The following is a 16,009-nucleotide window of genomic DNA, read 5'->3' on the forward strand; positions in this document are numbered from 1 at the left end:
GATGGTCCGGCAGTTCGCTGGTCTAAACGACCGTCACCATCAAATCGCCCACGCCGGACACATGGCCATGCATGACATCGCCGCGCAGGATCGGACCAACGCCCGCGGGCGTGCCTGTCATGATCACGTCGCCCGGCATCAACTCGTCATAGCGCGACAGGATCGAGATCATTTCGGCCGTCTTCCAGATCATCTGGTTCAGATCGCCCTGCTGCTTGATCTCTCCGTTCACCTTGAGCCAGATCGCCCCTTCGGAGGGATGGCCGATGCGCGAGACGGGCACCAAAGGCGTGCAAGGGGCTGATTGATCGAAGGATTTCCCGATCTCCCACGGACGGCCCAGTTTCTTCGCCTCGCCCTGCAGGTCGCGCCGCGTCATGTCCAGGCCCACGGCATAGCCGTAGACATGGTCGAGAGCGGTCTCCACCGGGATATTCCGGCCCCCCTTCGACAAAGCCACGACCAGCTCGATCTCGAACTGCACGTCGCTGGATTCGGGCGGGTAGGGAAAGTCGCCGAAGATGATGTTGTCGGGGCTTTTCTGAAAGAAGAAGGGCGGTTCCTTGTCGGGGTCATGCCCCATCTCGATGGCATGGGCGGCATAGTTGCGCCCGATGCAATAGACGCGCCGCACCGGGAATGTCGCGGTAGATCCGTCGACGGGGAATCGGCTCACGGGCGCGGGCGGGAAAAGATCGGTCATGATTTTTGGTCCTTGATGGGCTGCGACGGTCCTGCGGTTGTCTGCGGGACCGTCGCACGCGATAGCATCACGTTTCGGTCAGGGTCGAGGACTTGTGCCAGAACACGAACCGGCGCTGGGTCCAGACGACGGACATGAAAATCGCAAGGCCGATGAAGCTGAGATAGATGATCAGCGAGAAGACGCGCGCCGTATCGAGGTTGGTGGAGGCCACGCGGATCAGGTCGCCGAACCCGCGACCACCGCCCAGAAACTCGCCGGTGATTGCGCCCGCCATGACACCGACCGAGCCGATCTTGAGACCGGTGAAAAAGTGCGGCATCCCTGTAGGCAGCTTCATCTTGATGAGCGTCTGCCACCGCGACGCGCCCATGGTTTTGAACAGCATGCGCGCGTTTTCATCGGCCGCATGCAGGCCCGCTGCGGTACCGACGATGATCGGGAAGGTGGCGATAAAGGTCGCCAGAGCCACCTTGCTCTCGATGCCAAAGCCAAGCCACGCGATGAAGAGCGGCGCGAATGCCACCTTGGGCATGGTGTCAATGGCGACGAGATAGGGCATCACGGCACGCTCGCCGAATGTCGTCTCACCGACCAGAACGCCGAGCGAAAAGCCAATCCCAGTGGCGAGGATGAAGGCCCACATGACAGTCTTGAGCGTGATCCACAGTGGCGTCAGCATATAGCCGCCGGTCAGCAGGTTGTGGCCCACGAAATAGAGCTCTTCCGCCGTGTCGCCCGGCGAGGGCAACAGGATCGGCGACACGAGACCGGTCATATGCGTGCCCTGCCAGATCGCCAGAAACAGCACGAAGATTGCGGTCATCGACACCCAGCGCGGCACCCGGTCGAACCAAGAGACATTCTCCACCCAGACCGTGCTGGGCGGCGGGGCTTCGCGGTCTGCCCCATCATAGGTCATGGTCATGCCAGCGCTCCTTCATCCAGTTGCGAACGGATACGGTCCACCAGCGCCCCGAACCGGGGCGTTGTCATCATCTCGAGCGTTCGGGGGCGCGGCAGGTCGACCACCACCTCCTCGACGAAGCGGCCGGGACGGGGCGACATGACATAGACCACGTCCGACAAGATCACGGCCTCCTGGATCGAATGCGTCACAAGGAATGCGGTTGCATTGCGTTCCATGCAGATGCGCTGCAACTCCATGTTCATGAAATCGCGGGTCAGTTCGTCCAGCGCGCTGAAGGGTTCATCGAGCAGCAGGACCGAGGGTTGCGACACGAGCATCCGGCAGATCGCCGCGCGCTGCGCCATGCCGCCCGACAGTTCATTGGGGAACACATGTTCGAATCCGGTCAGGCCCGCCATCGCCAGCAATTCACGGGCGCGGCCATGCGCCTCTTTAGCGGCGCGCTTGCCATCCCGGATCTCAATCGGAAGGACGATGTTTTCCAGCACATTGCGCCACGGAAACAAGGTGGCCTGCTGGAACATCATGCCGATGTCCTCGCGCGTGCCAAGCACCGGCTTGCCTTCCAGCATGACGCTGCCCGACGAGGGCGGGGTCAGGCCCGCCATGATCTTGAGTAGAGTGGACTTGCCGCAGCCGCTTGCCCCGATCACCGATGAGAAACTCCCCTCGACGAGCGTCAGATTGACGTCATCGAGGGCGTGAATCCCGCGGCGGGCGTAGAACTTGTTCACCCCCCGCAGGACATAGACCGGCCGCGCGGTGTTCGCGGCCGGTTCCTGTTGGTGTGCGACGTTCACGGCAGGGTGTTCCACGCGTCGACGAAGGCGTTGGTATAGACCACCGAAAGATCCGCGATCGGTGCGTCCAGTTCACCGCTGGCCACGAGGTTGTCATGCCATTCCTGCCAATGCTCGGGCGTGTTGTAGCCCCAGCCCAGCGAAGGATCATGCGGCAGACCCTTGAGCAGCACGGCATCGAGCAGCGCATTTGCAAAGGCGCGATCCTCGATCTCCTGCGGGTTGGCGGCAGCCAGATGATCGAGGACCACGTCACGGTTGGCCGGGTCGCGGGTGAAGATCGTGGCCCGCACCAGCGCGCGGCCAAAGCCTTCGACGATCTCGGGGTTCTCGTTGACGTAGGAGGTCATCGCCGCGTAGCCGTTGCCGAACAGCGTGTCGAACTGCGCCGGCGTGACGTCCCGCATGGGCATGCCGCGATAGGTGATGATCGCCCGGTCGGCGAGTGAGCCGACATAGGCGACGATATCTCCGCGCTGCAGGCCTGCGGTAGCCGGTCCGCCATCGCCCACAGGGATGAAGGTGTAATCGGCAGGCTCACTCATCCCGTATGAATTCAGGATCGCACGCGCAAAGCCCACTTCGGCGCCATCGGCGGTGCCGACGCCGATGGTCTGTCCGCGCAGGTCCTCGGGCGTCTGGTAGGGGGCATCTTCTTGCACAAGGATGCCGAACGAGCTGCGCGGCAACGAGTTGTACAGGAACGTTACCTCGACGCCGCGCGCATTGGCGACGATCACGGGGGCGGGACCCGGCCGGCCGAATTGGGCCTGACCCGAGGCCAGTGCCTGAAGGATCGCGGAGGATCCGTTCACTGCCTGCGCGTCGATCGCAATACCCTCGTCGGCGAAATAACCCTCGCCGATGGCGACGAATACCGGGAACGAGTTGATGGCCGAGGGGCTGGGCGACACGTAGGTCACGGTCGTCATGTCCTGGGCCATTGCCGGAACGGCCAGCGCCACGGGCATGAGCCCGAGCGTCGCCGCGATAACACCCCTGCGGGTGAGCTGTCCAAAGGTCGTCATGGTGTCTGTCCTCCCTTTTTGTCCGATCAAACCGCATGCGACGTTGTCCCGCCGCATACGGGTCTTGCCAAGCGGGTCGATACGCGGATTTTGTCAGGCGGGCCGTCAGGCCTCGACCGCATCCTTTGCGTATTTTCCGCTGGTTTGCGGGGGCAGCGCGGGCAGCCCCTTCTGCGTCCGCTCCAGCCGCGTCTCACGCGGCCATGTGCGGTGCAGATCGTCCTTTACCGTGATGCGCAGCTGACCAAGCCCAGAGCATTCCAGTTCGATCGTGTCGCCGTTCTGGATGCTGCTGAGACCACGGTGGTTCGTGCCGGTTGCCAAGATGTCGCCGGGTTCGAGCGTATGGATCGAGCTTGCCCAGGAAATGCAGCGCGCGATGTTGTGAGCCATGTCGCTGGTGTTGAAATCCTGCTTCAGCACCCCGTTCACCCGCAACTGGATGGCCATGTCATAGGGGTCGGCAATCTCGTCGGCGGTCACGATCCAGGGGCCCGTGGGCGCAAAGGTCTCGCGCGATTTGCCTTGGAAGAACACGTTGCGTTCAGGCGGCAGACCACGGGCGGAGCCGTCCATGAAGTTCATGTAGCCGAAGATATGATCCATCGCTTCGGCCTCCGAGATGTTGGAGGCGCGCTTGCCGATCACCACCGCAACCTCTGCCTCGCATTCGAAGTTCGAGGCGGGCGCGTCGGGCAAGATCATGGTGTCGCCCGGGCCGATGATGGCGCCCATCACCTTGTGAAAGGCGTTGATCGGCGGCGGTTCGGGCAAGGTGCCGTCTTCCATGTAATTGGTCGCCATACACACGATGTTGCGCGGGCGCGGCAGGGGCGCCTGGATTTTGACCGAGGACAGGGGCACGCCCGTCGCCGCCTTGACGAAGCTCTCGATCTGGGCGCGGTAGGCGTCGAATTGCGCAATCAGCGCGGCCATCAGATCCTCGCGCGACAGGTGCGGCAGGTCGGTCAACAGGCTGGTCACATCCACCGCCTCGTCGCCGCGCAGTACGAACACGGCGTGGTCGTTTCCGTAGAACAGACGCATCCCATCCCCCCTTTTCTGATTGGTCGCAACTTTATCGACAATTTCAGGATTGTCGATTCTCTTGGATCTTGCAATACATTTTCGATGAAAGGTGTCGGGCCAGCCCGACGGATGCCGTGTAGGGGTATGCTCCGCCCGCTTGCCATGAGGGATCGAATGACTTACCTGCGGCCAGCCGTTGGCGCCCCGACCGCGTCGCCCCCCGGGAAAACCCTCATGTCTGACAAGCTTCAGTCGCTTGGCATATCCGTTTACCATGAAATCCGGCAGGACATCTTGATGGCGCGACTGCCGCCGTCCCAGAAGCTCGGGCTCAAGTTCCTGTCCGAGCGCTACAATTGCGGTGCCTCACCGATCCGCGAGGCGCTGAACCAGCTGACGGTCGAAGGCTGGGTGGTGCGCATCGACAAGCGCGGGTTCTTCGTGGCGGACGCATCGCCCGAGGATTTCGCCGACATCTTGCACAACCGCTGTTTCATCGAGGGCGAGGCCCTGCGCAGGTCCATCGCACTGGGCGGTGCAGCGTGGGAGGAAGAGGTGCTGCTGACCCATTTCCGGATGAGCAATCTCGACCGCCGGGAAGGCGATCCGTCCAGTGCGGATGTCGCGGCATGGGAAACGGCGCACCGGAATTTTCACAAGGCGCTGATTTCGGCCTGTGGGTCGCGGCTGATGCTGGAAAACTGCGCGCGGCTTTACGACCTCAACATTCGTTATCGCGTGCTGGCGCGGCGCAAGTCACACACAAGCCGCCGGGTCTCGGACGAACATGACGAGATCAAGACCCTGACCCTCAGACGCGATGCCGATGGCGCGGTCGATGCGCTGGTGCGGCATTACCTCGCGACGGGTGACTTCCTGTTTCCGAAAGACTGACCCGCGATCAGCCCCGTGATGCGGCATCGCGCGCGGTCATGCCTTTCATGATCGCACCCAGCACCCGCACGCGCCCCTGTCGTGGCAGCATCGCAAGCGACCATCCCAAGAGCTTTGCCAATCCGCCCGGCCGTACCGTGCCGCGTCGCCCCAATGCCGAAAGGGCCGCGCGCGCGACCGTGTCCGGGCTGGCCGACCGACCCATCTGCATGCCCGCGCGCGCGGCGAAACCTGTCCCGACCGGACCGGGCGCGACCGACAGGACATCGACGCCGCGCTGGCGCAATTCGGGCGCGATCCCTTCGGCGAAACTCTGCACGAACCCCTTGGTGGCGGCATATGTCGCCGACAGGGGCGCGCCGCTGAACCCCACGAGTGAGCTGAACACGATGATCCCGCCGCGCCCCCGATCCGCCATCCGACGCCCCGTGCCATGGACCAGTTCCACAACCGACCGGCAGTTGAGATCGACCATCCCCGCTTCTTGCGCGAGGTCTTGCTGCAAGAAGGTCCCGATCGACCCATAGCCCGCTGCCGCCACCACCAGCCCGATCTGCGCGGTTTCGGGGCGCGTCAGCAGGTCGCTGACCGCACCCGCTTGCGACAGGTCCAGCGCCACCACCGTGACGCGGACGCCGAAGCGTTCGCCCAGATCCAGCGCCAGATCCTGCAAGGCAGCCTCTCGGCGCGCGACAAGGATCAGGTCGAACCCCTGTTCCGCAAGGCGGCCGGCAAAGGCCCGCCCGATGCCGTCGCTGGCCCCGGTGATCAGGGCGGCGGGGCCGAAACGGGCTTTCAGGGCGCTGTCCTGGCCGGGGGTCATGCTCATCTGGTCGTCCTTTTCATGGCGTTTCATCTCATGCCCCGGCCAACCGGGACGGCATCGCGTCGATATCTGATGCGTCAGCGCGAACGCTCGCCGGCCGTGGTCGCGACAGCGTCAGCGCGAACATCTGCGGGGTGAAGGCAAAGGCCAGCGTGACCGACAGCGCCACGCCACCCGCCACCGCCATCGCAAAGGGCGGCCAGAACCCGCCGCCGCCAAGGATCAGGGGCAGGAAGCCGCCAACCGTAGTGATGGTTGTCGAGGTGATGTGCCGGGCCGATCCCGCCACCACATCGACCATCGCCGCGCGGTCGCCCTTTGCCGCGCGCGCGTCCGCCTGAAGGCCGGACAGCACGATGAGCGCCGCGTTGATCGACACCCCGATGGAGCCGATCACGCCGATGATCGCGTTGATCCCGAACGGATAGTCAAAGACCGCCAGAGCCAGCATCGACATCCCCGCCGAAAGGCCCGCGACGGCAAAGGCGATCCCCGTCAGGCGGAAGGAATTGAAGGTCATGACCACGACCGCGATCGACAGGGTTATGAGCAGGCCGAGTGGCGCGATCAGGGCCTGCACAGTGCTGTTGCGCGCATCGCTGTCGCCGCCGGTTTCCAACCTGATGCCTGCGGGCGGGCTGTAGCCCTCGGCGTCCAGCAGCGCCATCGCCTCGGCCAGCGCGACGGCGGGCAGGACGCCGGGCATGAGGAAGGCCTGAACTGTGTTGACCCGTTCGCCATTGCGACGCGTGATCGTGCTTTCCGAAGGTTCCAACCGCAAGCTGCCCAGCGTGGATAGCGGCACGGCGGGATAGCCGCCCGCAGCCGCTACCTGTGCGGCGCCGGGCGGCAGGATCGGCATGTCGCCGATGGCCACCGGGTCGCCGCGCAGGCCGGCACCCAGCCTGACACGCACCGGCAATTCCTCGGTCCCTTCCAGCAGCGAACCGCCGGTGACGCCCTCAAGCCCGGCCTCCATCTGGCGGGCGATCTGGCCAAGGTCGAGACCCAGAAGCCGCGCGCGGGCCTCGTCGACCTGAAGCGTCAGCTTGGGCGTTCCGCCCGCGACGCCTGTGCGCACCATGGCCACGGTCGACACTTCGGCCAACCGCGCCCGCAGATCGTCGCCCGCCAGCCGCAGCGCGTCGATGTCCTGGCCCACCAGCCGCAATTCCACCGGCGCATTGACGGGCGGGCCTTGGGTCAGACCCCGGATGACGAACCGCGCTTGTGGATAGGCAGCCGGCAGATCGGCCTGAAGCGTGCCCAGCAAGGCTTCCGTCGCGGCGGGCGATGCGGTGCGGATCAACGCCTGCGCGAAAGCCGGGGCCTGATCGCGGTCGCCAATCATGTTGTAGTAGAAGGCGGGGGCGGATCGCCCCACCACCCAGGCCACGTCGAGGATGTCGCCTTCGACCGCCAGCCGCGCATCGACGACGCGCACCACGCGCAGCGTCTCGGACAGGCCGGTGCCTTGGGGCAGGTCAAGCTCGATATGGAACTGGTCGCGGTCGACCCCGGGAAAGAATTGCGGCGTCAGGCCGGGCAGCGCCAGGAAGCCGATCAAGGGCATCACCAGCGCCAGCGCCACCGTCCGCACGGGATTGCGCATGGACAGGTCAAGCACGGCGCGGAAGCCGCGCAACAAGACGCCCTCGCGGGGCGGTGTGCCATCACCCGGGCGGAGCCAGCGACCGGCCAGCGCAGGCGTGATCGTGACCGCGACAATCAGCGACCACGCCAGCATGACGATGACCGAGATGGCGATGGAGCCCACAAAATCCCCCGCCGGGCCCGGCAACAGCAGCAGTGGCAGGAAAGACAGGATCGTGGTGATGGTCGAGGCCACCAGCGGCATGGTCAGCCGTCGCACCGACCCCGCCACGGCCTCCAGCCGCGTCAGCCCCGCGCGCAGCCGCTTGCCGACCTCGTCGGTCATCACGATGGCCGCATCGACCAGCAGGCCCAGCGCCACGATCAGGCCGGTCACGCTCATCTGGTGGATCGGCACGGCCAGCACGTTGAGCGTGGCGACCGAGGCCAGCGTGACCACCGGCAGAACCATCGCCACGATCAGCGCCGACCGCGCGCCGAGCGTGACGAACAAAACCGCCACCACCAGCGCGACGCCGATGGCCATGTTCAATCCCACCTCAGCCAACCGGTCGGACGTGTAGCGGCTCTGGTCAAAGACCGTCTCGACAGACAGGCCCCAGGGCAGCGCCTCGGACTGATCCGCCACCGCTGCGCGGATGTCGGCCATCCAGCGATCGACCTGCAACCCCTCGCTCAGCTTGGCGGAAATCAGGATCGCGGGTCGGCCCTGATGCAGCGCCGCCTCGGCCAGCGGCAGGCGCGGGCCGCGCGTGATCTGGGCGACATCGCCCAATAGCGTCACGCGGCCCGCCGCATCCTCGCGCAGCACGACGGCGCGCAGGCGGTCGAGCGAGGTGATCTCGCCGGTCAGATCCAGCACCAGATCGGTCTCGTCGCCCCGCAGCCGGCCCGCCTGCACCTTGGCATCGGCCGCGCCGATGGCGGCCGAGGCCTCATCGGCGGTCAGGCCAAGGGCTGCGGCCGCGTCTGGGTCGAGCGTCACCAGAACCTCTTCGTCGGGAGCCCCGTGCAGATCGACAAGGCTGGTGCCGGGCACCCGGCGCAACCGGTCGGCCAGCGCCTCGGCCTCGCGGGCGGCGCGGGTCAGGCTGAAGCCATCGGGCATCGCCAGAGCGAAGATCGCGGCATAGCCCCCTGCCCCGTCGCTGTCGAATTCGGGGGGCAGCACACCGGGCGGAAACTCGCTTTGGGCATCGGCCACCGCATCGCGGACCTGCGCCCAGATCTGTTCGATGGTGTCGGGGTCAATCGTCTCGATCAGTTCGACCGAAATGACCGAAATGCCGGTCGAGGAGGTGGACTCGACCGTGTCGATCTCGGGGATGGTGCGCAGTTCCGTCTCGATCTTGGCGGTCACCAGCGCCTCGACGCGGGCGGGATCGGCGCCGGGAAAGACGGTGGTGATCGTGGCGAAGATATTGGTGATGGTCGGATCTTCCTGCCGCCCGATCGACACCAAAGCCGAGACACCGGCCGACAAGATGACCAGAAGCGCCAGCATAACCAGACGCGGCTGGCGAAAGAACACGGTATCGAGGCCGGTCATCGCGCCGCACCCACAGCCAGCGCGGCCAGAACCAGTTGGCCCGAGGCCACGCGATCGGGCGATTCGGCCACGATGCGCGCGCCGGGGGGCAACTGACCGCGCAGGTAGACGCGCGCGCCCTCGGTATGGATCACCTCGACGGCTGCGGGCACCGTGCGGTCGCCCTGCGGCGTCTGCTCCAGCGCCATCACCGACCAGCTGCCCCGCACGCCTTCGCGCAGGCCCGAAAGCGGCGCCCAGAACCCCGGTTCTTCTACCCTTTGTTCGAGGATGAGGGCGACCGTGTTGCCCAGCACGGCTTCGGGTCTTGACGGCAAGGTCAGCACGACCGCCCGGCTACGGGTGGCGGGGTCCAGATCCGGGCGGATCTGGCGGATGGTGGCGGCCTGAACGCTTCCGCCCAGATCAACCATGACCGCATCGCCCACGGAAAGACCCGCCGCCAGATCGGGCGGCAACCCGATCCGCGCCCGCGCGGGCGCGGCATCAAACAGCACCAGCACCCTCTCGCCGGGGGCCACCGTCTGGCCAGGATCGGCCAGCCGCGCGCCCACGCGGGCGGCGAAGGGCGCGGTCAGGACCGACTGGTCGAGCCGCACATCCACGCCCGCGATACGCGCCCGGATCGCGGCCATGCCCGCCTCGGCCCGCTGAAGGGCAAGTCGCGCATCATCTTGCGCCGCGACCGACCGGACGCCGCGTTCGGTCAGGGCATCGCTCCGCGCAAGCGTCAGGCGGGCCAGTTCCGCATCGGCGGCCAGCGCGGCAAGGTCCGCCTCCAGCGCCGCGCGTTCGGGGATCAGGATGCTGGTGTCGAGCAGCGCCAGAACCTGCCCTTCGGCGACCAGATCGCCCTCTTCTACCAAAACCTGCCTCACGCGACCGCCCGGCTCGAACCCAAGATCGGTCCGCGCCGCGGCTTCGATCTGGCCAGTGAAGCGGCGGGTGACGGTGTAGCCAGCCGACATCTCGACCGCCATCGCGGCGACAGGCACGGGCGCGGGGGCAACATGCGAGACCGGGGCGGCTGATCCCGCGATCAGACCTGCGCCACCCGCCACAGCCCCGACCGACACGGCCACAACGGCAAGCGTCGCCAGCCCCTGCCCCAGCTTGCGCAGCCCGGACACGCCCCGCGCCATCAGACGGCCCGCCCCTTGGCCTGCAATATCGTGGGCACATTGTTCCAGTCCGGGGCCTGATCGGCCGCATAGCCCGCCACCCAACCGGTTGCGATGCGCCGAAACAGCCGCATGGCCCGCAGATGCGCCCCGGAACGCAGGTAGGCCAGCATCGCGTCGCGGTCGTGCCAGACCGAGACCGTGTGGTGCACCCCGGCGATGATGCGCGCCTGTGCCGAAAGGTTTCCTTCGGCCGCTCTGGCCTGCGCCATCGACCTGACGGCGTGCCACCAGAAGATCGGCGCAAGCCCCGGGTGACGCAGCCGCAGCCCGGTGATCGATACATGGAAACTGCCCGCTGGCATGGACATGTCCTCGTGGTTTCGACGCGGCATGGCACAGGCCATCGCCCGGGCGGGGCGTTGGCGGATAGCTTGCCGTCCGCGGTCTTGTGGGGTTTCATCAGGCTTCTGGAGCTGATAAGTAAGTGATGCTAACTTCGAGTCAAGCAAAAAGTAAGTGCCGCTTACACTGGAGCATGAGATGTCCAAGTCACCGCAGGCACAGACACGGCCCGGCTATCATCACGGCGACCTTCGCGCGCAATTGATCGCGGCGGTGCGCGATCTGGTGGAGACCCATGGCCCCGAAGGCTTTTCCGTGGCCGAGGCGGCGCGGCGGGCGGGTGTCAGTTCAGCCGCCCCCTACAAGCATTTCAAGGACCGCCCGGAACTGCTTCGTGCTGTCGTCAGCGAGGCGATGGACCGCCTGCACGCGGCCATGGCGCGCGGAGCGGCGGCGCATGCGCCCGGCTCGCTCGAGGCCATCGCGGCGATCGGCATGGCCTATGTCGATTTCGCACGCGGCGAACCCGGTGTCTTTCGGCTCGTGTTCGGCCTCACTGAAGGGCATGAAGAGGACGCCGAGTTGATCGAAAAGGGCGAAAGCTGCCTTGGCGTCGTGGTGCAAGCGGTCGCGGTCCGGATGGGGCTTGCCCCCGATCACGCTACGGTCGCGCGCAAGGCCTACATGCTGTGGGCCTTTGTCCATGGTCATTCCTTCCTGACCATCGACATGAAGAACAAGGACATGGGCACCGATACCGATGACTGGACCTATCTGCTGGAGATCAGCCGCGCTGTTCTCGGGCCCGGCTGACAGGTGCGGCGTGGCCGGGCTATTGTGCTTGCTTGGGAACCGGCGCGGGCGGTCGGCCGGCCGCGTCCAGACGGCGCTGCAGCACGGTCAGAAAGGCTTGGGCGGGGCGGATCATCGGCACGCGCGCCGCGCGCAGGATGCAGAGCTGGACCTGACCGAGGGCCAAAGGCAAACGACCGATCCCCTCGGGCAGGGTTGCAGGGTCAAAGACGGTTTCGGGAAAAATCGCGATCCGAGGCGCGGAGTACAGCATCTGCGCGACCTGCGCGGCGGGCAGGGCCGACACCGCACCGGCCGACAGGCGATTGCGGCGCAACAAGTGGCTGACCGCCACGCGCGAGCCCGTGCCCTCGGGCGGCAGCACCAGCCTTTGCGTCACCAGATCCCACAGACCCGCCGGAACCGTCACGGCACCCACCCCCTGCCACGCGACCAGCGCAACGGGCTGCGCATGCAAAACCTCGGTCGTCTCGTCCGTTTCGGGGTTCGTCAAGAGCGCCAGATCGGCTTCGCGCCGTTGCAGTACTGCGGGGCTGTCGGCTGTGGCGATCTCGACAGAAACACCGGGAAAGGCATCCTCGAACTCGCGCACCGCGGCCAGAATGACACCCGCGCCGATGTCAGACCCAAGGCTGAGCCGCAAGACACCGCTCAGCCCCTCGCGCAGGCTGGCCAGCTGGGTGCGGAAATCGTCGAACTCGGTCAGGTGCCGGTCGATCAGATCCAGAAACAACTCCCCTGCCGTAGTCAGCCGAACGCCACCGGGGATGCGGTCGAACAGCGGCAAGGTCATCTCATCCTCGAACGCTTGCACCGACCGGTTCAGAGCCGAGGGCGAAACCGCCAATAATTCCGCAGCCTTGCGGATCGACCCCGTGCGCTGGATCAGCCTGATCGCCCGATAGATCCTGAGATGTCGCATGCCATTTCCAGGGGTGATGCAGAAATTGCATCACGGTGCCGTCAAAATAACGGCAGACAAGACGGGGTCAATCCGTGTTGCCTATGCTGCGGTAGCGAAATGGCTGCCGTTTCCGGGGGACTCACCTATGAAAAAAATTCTTCTGGCCAGCGCATTGTCGTTGGTCACGGCCCATGCTGCATCTGCAGAAATCCGCGTCGGCATCCTGCATTCGCTGACCGGCACCATGGCCATCTCTGAGACAACACTGCGCGATGTCATGCTGATGCTGATCGAACAGCAGAACGCGGCCGGTGGCCTTCTGGGCCAGCAGATCGTGCCCGTCGTGGTCGATCCGGCCTCCGACTGGCCGCTGTTCGCAGAGCGCGCGCGCGAATTGCTGACCGTGAACGAGGTCGATGTGATCTTCGGCGCCTGGACCTCCGTGAGCCGCAAATCGGTTCTTCCGGTGCTTGAGGAACTGAACGGCCTGATGTTCTACCCCGTGCAATACGAGGGCGAAGAATCGAGCCGCAACGTGTTCTACACCGGCGCAGCCCCGAACCAGCAGGCGATCCCGGCGGTCGACTACTACCTCAACGAACTGGGCGTCGAGGTCTTCGCGCTGTTGGGCACCGATTACGTCTATCCGCGCACCACCAACCGGATTCTCGAGCAATATCTGCTTGATGCGGGCATCCCGCAGGAAAACATCTTCGTCAACTATACGCCCTTCGGCCAGTCGGACTGGTCTTCCATCGTGGCTGATGTCGTGGCACTGGGCGCGGGCGGCCAGCAGGTTGGTGTGATCTCGACCATCAACGGCGACGCCAACGTAGGATTCTACGCCGAACTCGCCGCACAGGGCGTTTCGGCCGATGACATCCCCGTGGTCGCCTTCTCTGTCGGCGAAGAGGAACTGGCGGGCTTCGACACCGCTCCGCTGGCGGGCCACCTGGCCGCATGGAACTACTTCATGAGCGCCGACACGCCGGAAAACGAGGCCTTCATCACCGCATGGCACGAATTCATCGGCGACACCAACCGCCCCACCAATGACCCGATGGAGGCCCATTACATCGGCTTCAACATGTGGGTTCAGGCGGTCGAAGCGGCTGGCACCACCGATGTCGATGCGGTCCGCGCGGCGATGTACGGCATCGAGGTTCCGAACCTGACCGGCGGCACGGCGGTGATGCTGCCCAACCACCACCTGACCAAGCCTGTCCTGATCGGCGAGATCCGCGCCGACGGCCAGTTCGACATCATCAGCCAGACCGAGCCCGTTGCCGGTGACGCATGGACCGACTTCTTGCCTGAATCGGCTGTGCTGGAAAGCGATTGGCCGGGTCTGGGCTGCGGGATGTACAACACCGTCACGCAGACCTGCGTGCAGATCGAATCCAACTACTGAGCCTTGCGTTCGAACGGGCGGCCCCGGTGCGGGGTCGCCCATCCTTTTCCTGCCGGGCAGTCCAAAATCATGATCCGACCTCTTTTCGCCGCCATGCTGGGGCTGCTCCTGCTGATCGCACCTGCGTCGCGCACGCAGGCGCAGGACACCGCAGCGGGGCCGCTTCAGACGCTTTTGCAAGCGCAGGCCGATCTGGTGGCCAATGCCTCGCGCGGGACCGTGCAGCAGGTGCTTGATGCCCTGATCGCAAGCGACCTTGACGGCGTGCCGACCCTTCTGACCCGATGGCAGGCGCGCGCGTTGTACCAGCGCAGCAGCGACGGCCTGTTCGTCTATGTCGAAACCGAGGGCGCCAACCCGCTGACCCTGATCGACATCGACACCGGCGCCGAAGTCGGCACCGCGTCCAGCCGCGAGGTTGCCCAGTTGCGCCCCAATCGCGGCGTGCAGACGGTGATCGCCAGCGCTCTGGTCGAATTCCAACTGTCCTCGGAAGACCCAGCCGACCGGCTGGCGGCCTTGGCCGCGATTTCCCGCGCGCCCGAGGATTTTCACCTGCCGATCTTGCAAGATCTGATGGCGACCGAGACCGATGACGATGTGCTTGAGGTGGCCGAAGTGCTGCTGCCGCGCCTGATCATCGCCTTTGATCGCGATGACGCGGACCGGGTCGCCGCAATCGAAAGCCTTGCGGGCAATGTTTCGATCGCCGCCCGCGCGGCGCTGAACCCGCTGCTGGTCACGACGACGGAAGTGGCGGCCTCCCTGCCCGATGGGGCCAACATCGCCCGTGTTCTGGAACCGGGCGCCGGCCTGTCGCGCGAAGCTGCCTATGCCATGTTGGTTGCGGCCGAGCTTGCGCCACCCCTCATCCCCCGCGCGCAGATCCGCGAAACGTTGGCCGCACAGGTGGTCGACGGGCGCGTCGGTGGCCTACCCGTGGCGCAACTGAATACCGAAGACGCCCGCGACCGTGCCTATGCCGCGCTGGTGGCCGAGGGTCTGGCGCCCCCCGCGCCCACCGACGCCGAGATCGACGCCGCGGTATCGTCCCATGTGTTCTACGAGGTCTACCGCGAGCCGTCACAGGCCGTGACCACTGCCGCGCGCGCCACGCTCGACGGGATCGAGACGCGCGTGGGGCTGTTCCGTGTGCTCGACCTGTCGCTCGATGGGCTGTCGCTGGCCTCGATCTACTTCCTGGCGGCCATCGGCCTTGCCATCACCTTTGGCGTCATGGGCGTTATCAACATGGCCCATGGCGAGTTCATCATGATCGGCGCCTATACCGGCTATGTCGTGCAGACCCTCGTGCCCGACTACACGCTGTCCATCGCCATCGCGATCCCGCTGGCCTTCATGGTCACGTTCGCAGGCGGCGTGGCGATGGAGCGGCTGGTGATCCGCTGGCTGTATCACCGCCCGCTGGAAACGCTGCTGGCGACTTTCGGTATCTCCATCGCGCTGCAACAGATCGTGCGCCAGATCTTCGGCACACAGGCCCGCCCGCTGACGCCGCCCGAATGGCTGGCAGGATCCGTTTCGCTCAACGACGTCGTCTCGATCAGTTCGATCCGCATCGCCATCTTCTTGCTCGGCGTGGTCTTCTTCGTAGCATTGTGGCTGACCCTCAATCGCACTCGATTGGGGCTGGAGGTGCGGGCCGTCACGCAAAACCCGCGGATGGCGGCATCGATGGGCATCAACCCCGACCGCATCAACATGCTGACCTTTGGCCTTGGGTCCGGCATCGCGGGGATCGCGGGCGTTGCCATCGGCCTGTTTGCGCAAGTCGTGCCCGACCTTGGGTCGAACTACATCGTGCAGAGCTTCATGACCGTGGTCGTGGGTGGCGTCGGCAACATCTTCGGCACGCTGATCGGCGCGGGGATGATCGGCGGCTTGCAGAAATACATCGAATGGCTGAACCCGACGAACACGCTGGCGGCCCAGACCTACATGATCCTCTTCGTCATCTTGTTCATCCAGTTCCGCCCGCGCGGCATCATCGCCTTGCGCGGCCGTGCGGCGGGGGATTGAG

Annotated in this window: 14 protein-coding genes; 4 read left to right on the forward strand and 10 right to left on the reverse strand. The window is 65.6% G+C overall.

The features are described from left to right. Positions 1 to 22: 22 nt before the first annotated feature. The 5 genes from C7455_RS16170 to C7455_RS16190 form a co-directional block, all read right to left on the reverse strand. Positions 23 to 703 carry a fumarylacetoacetate hydrolase family protein gene (locus C7455_RS16170; RefSeq protein WP_109669981.1) on the reverse strand — a complete coding sequence of 227 codons (681 nt, stop codon included), beginning with the start codon at positions 701 to 703 and terminating at the stop codon, positions 23 to 25. Between the two features lie 67 nt (positions 704 to 770). Continuing rightward, positions 771 to 1,631 (reverse strand): ABC transporter permease, encoded by an 861-nt coding sequence (locus C7455_RS16175; protein WP_109669983.1) that lies wholly within the window; start codon positions 1,629 to 1,631, stop codon positions 771 to 773. Further along, positions 1,628 to 2,434: an ABC transporter ATP-binding protein gene (locus C7455_RS16180; protein ID WP_109670131.1), complete on the reverse strand. Its 807-nt coding sequence runs from the start codon at positions 2,432 to 2,434 to the stop codon at positions 1,628 to 1,630. The genes C7455_RS16175 and C7455_RS16180 overlap by 4 nt, the downstream gene beginning before the upstream one ends. After that, positions 2,431 to 3,462, reverse strand: coding sequence for an ABC transporter substrate-binding protein (locus C7455_RS16185; RefSeq protein ID WP_109669985.1), 1,032 nt, complete (start codon positions 3,460 to 3,462; stop codon positions 2,431 to 2,433). Before C7455_RS16185 ends, C7455_RS16180 begins: the two co-directional genes overlap by 4 nt. A 105-nt stretch (positions 3,463 to 3,567) precedes the next feature. Further along, positions 3,568 to 4,509: a fumarylacetoacetate hydrolase family protein gene (locus tag C7455_RS16190; RefSeq protein WP_109669987.1), complete on the reverse strand. Its 942-nt coding sequence runs from the start codon at positions 4,507 to 4,509 to the stop codon at positions 3,568 to 3,570. 216 nt (positions 4,510 to 4,725) lie between these two features. Between C7455_RS16190 and C7455_RS16195 the strand changes: the two genes are divergently transcribed. Beyond that, positions 4,726 to 5,385: a GntR family transcriptional regulator gene (locus C7455_RS16195; protein WP_170119110.1), complete on the forward strand. Its 660-nt coding sequence runs from the start codon at positions 4,726 to 4,728 to the stop codon at positions 5,383 to 5,385. A 7-nt stretch (positions 5,386 to 5,392) separates the two neighbouring features. On the opposite strand, the gene C7455_RS16200 is transcribed toward C7455_RS16195, so the two are convergent. The 4 genes from C7455_RS16200 to C7455_RS16215 are packed head-to-tail and all read right to left on the reverse strand — an operon-like array spanning position 5,393 to position 10,866. After that, positions 5,393 to 6,214: an SDR family NAD(P)-dependent oxidoreductase gene (locus C7455_RS16200; RefSeq protein ID WP_109670133.1), complete on the reverse strand. Its 822-nt coding sequence runs from the start codon at positions 6,212 to 6,214 to the stop codon at positions 5,393 to 5,395. A gap of 28 nt (positions 6,215 to 6,242) precedes the next feature. Further along, positions 6,243 to 9,374 carry an efflux RND transporter permease subunit gene (locus C7455_RS16205; RefSeq protein WP_109669991.1) on the reverse strand — a complete coding sequence of 1,044 codons (3,132 nt, stop codon included), beginning with the start codon at positions 9,372 to 9,374 and terminating at the stop codon, positions 6,243 to 6,245. Beyond that, entirely contained in the window at positions 9,371 to 10,516 is a 1,146-nt protein-coding gene (locus C7455_RS16210; protein ID WP_109669993.1) for an efflux RND transporter periplasmic adaptor subunit, read from the reverse strand. Before C7455_RS16210 ends, C7455_RS16205 begins: the two co-directional genes overlap by 4 nt. Further along, positions 10,516 to 10,866, reverse strand: coding sequence for a hypothetical protein (locus C7455_RS16215; RefSeq protein WP_211315505.1), 351 nt, complete (start codon positions 10,864 to 10,866; stop codon positions 10,516 to 10,518). Before C7455_RS16215 ends, C7455_RS16210 begins: the two co-directional genes overlap by 1 nt. Positions 10,867 to 11,038: 172 nt before the next feature. Between C7455_RS16215 and C7455_RS16220 the strand changes: the two genes are divergently transcribed. Beyond that, positions 11,039 to 11,653, forward strand: coding sequence for a TetR/AcrR family transcriptional regulator (locus tag C7455_RS16220; protein ID WP_109669997.1), 615 nt, complete (start codon positions 11,039 to 11,041; stop codon positions 11,651 to 11,653). Between the two features lie 19 nt (positions 11,654 to 11,672). On the opposite strand, the gene C7455_RS16225 is transcribed toward C7455_RS16220, so the two are convergent. Next, positions 11,673 to 12,575, reverse strand: a complete 903-nt coding sequence (locus tag C7455_RS16225; protein WP_109669998.1) for a LysR family transcriptional regulator — start codon at positions 12,573 to 12,575, stop codon at positions 11,673 to 11,675. 127 nt (positions 12,576 to 12,702) lie between these two features. Here C7455_RS16225 and urtA point away from each other — a divergent pair, with 127 nt between their 5' ends. Further along, entirely contained in the window at positions 12,703 to 13,968 is a 1,266-nt protein-coding gene (urtA, locus tag C7455_RS16230; protein ID WP_109670000.1) for an urea ABC transporter substrate-binding protein, read from the forward strand. Positions 13,969 to 14,037: 69 nt separating this feature from the next. Continuing rightward, a complete protein-coding gene (gene urtB / locus C7455_RS16235) occupies positions 14,038 to 16,008 on the forward strand; it encodes an urea ABC transporter permease subunit UrtB (protein WP_109670002.1) in 1,971 nt (656 codons plus the stop codon). Position 16,009: the final 1 nt, after the last annotated feature.

Source organism: Roseicyclus mahoneyensis, from assembly GCF_003148775.1.
GTDB lineage: Bacteria > Pseudomonadota > Alphaproteobacteria > Rhodobacterales > Rhodobacteraceae > Roseicyclus > Roseicyclus mahoneyensis.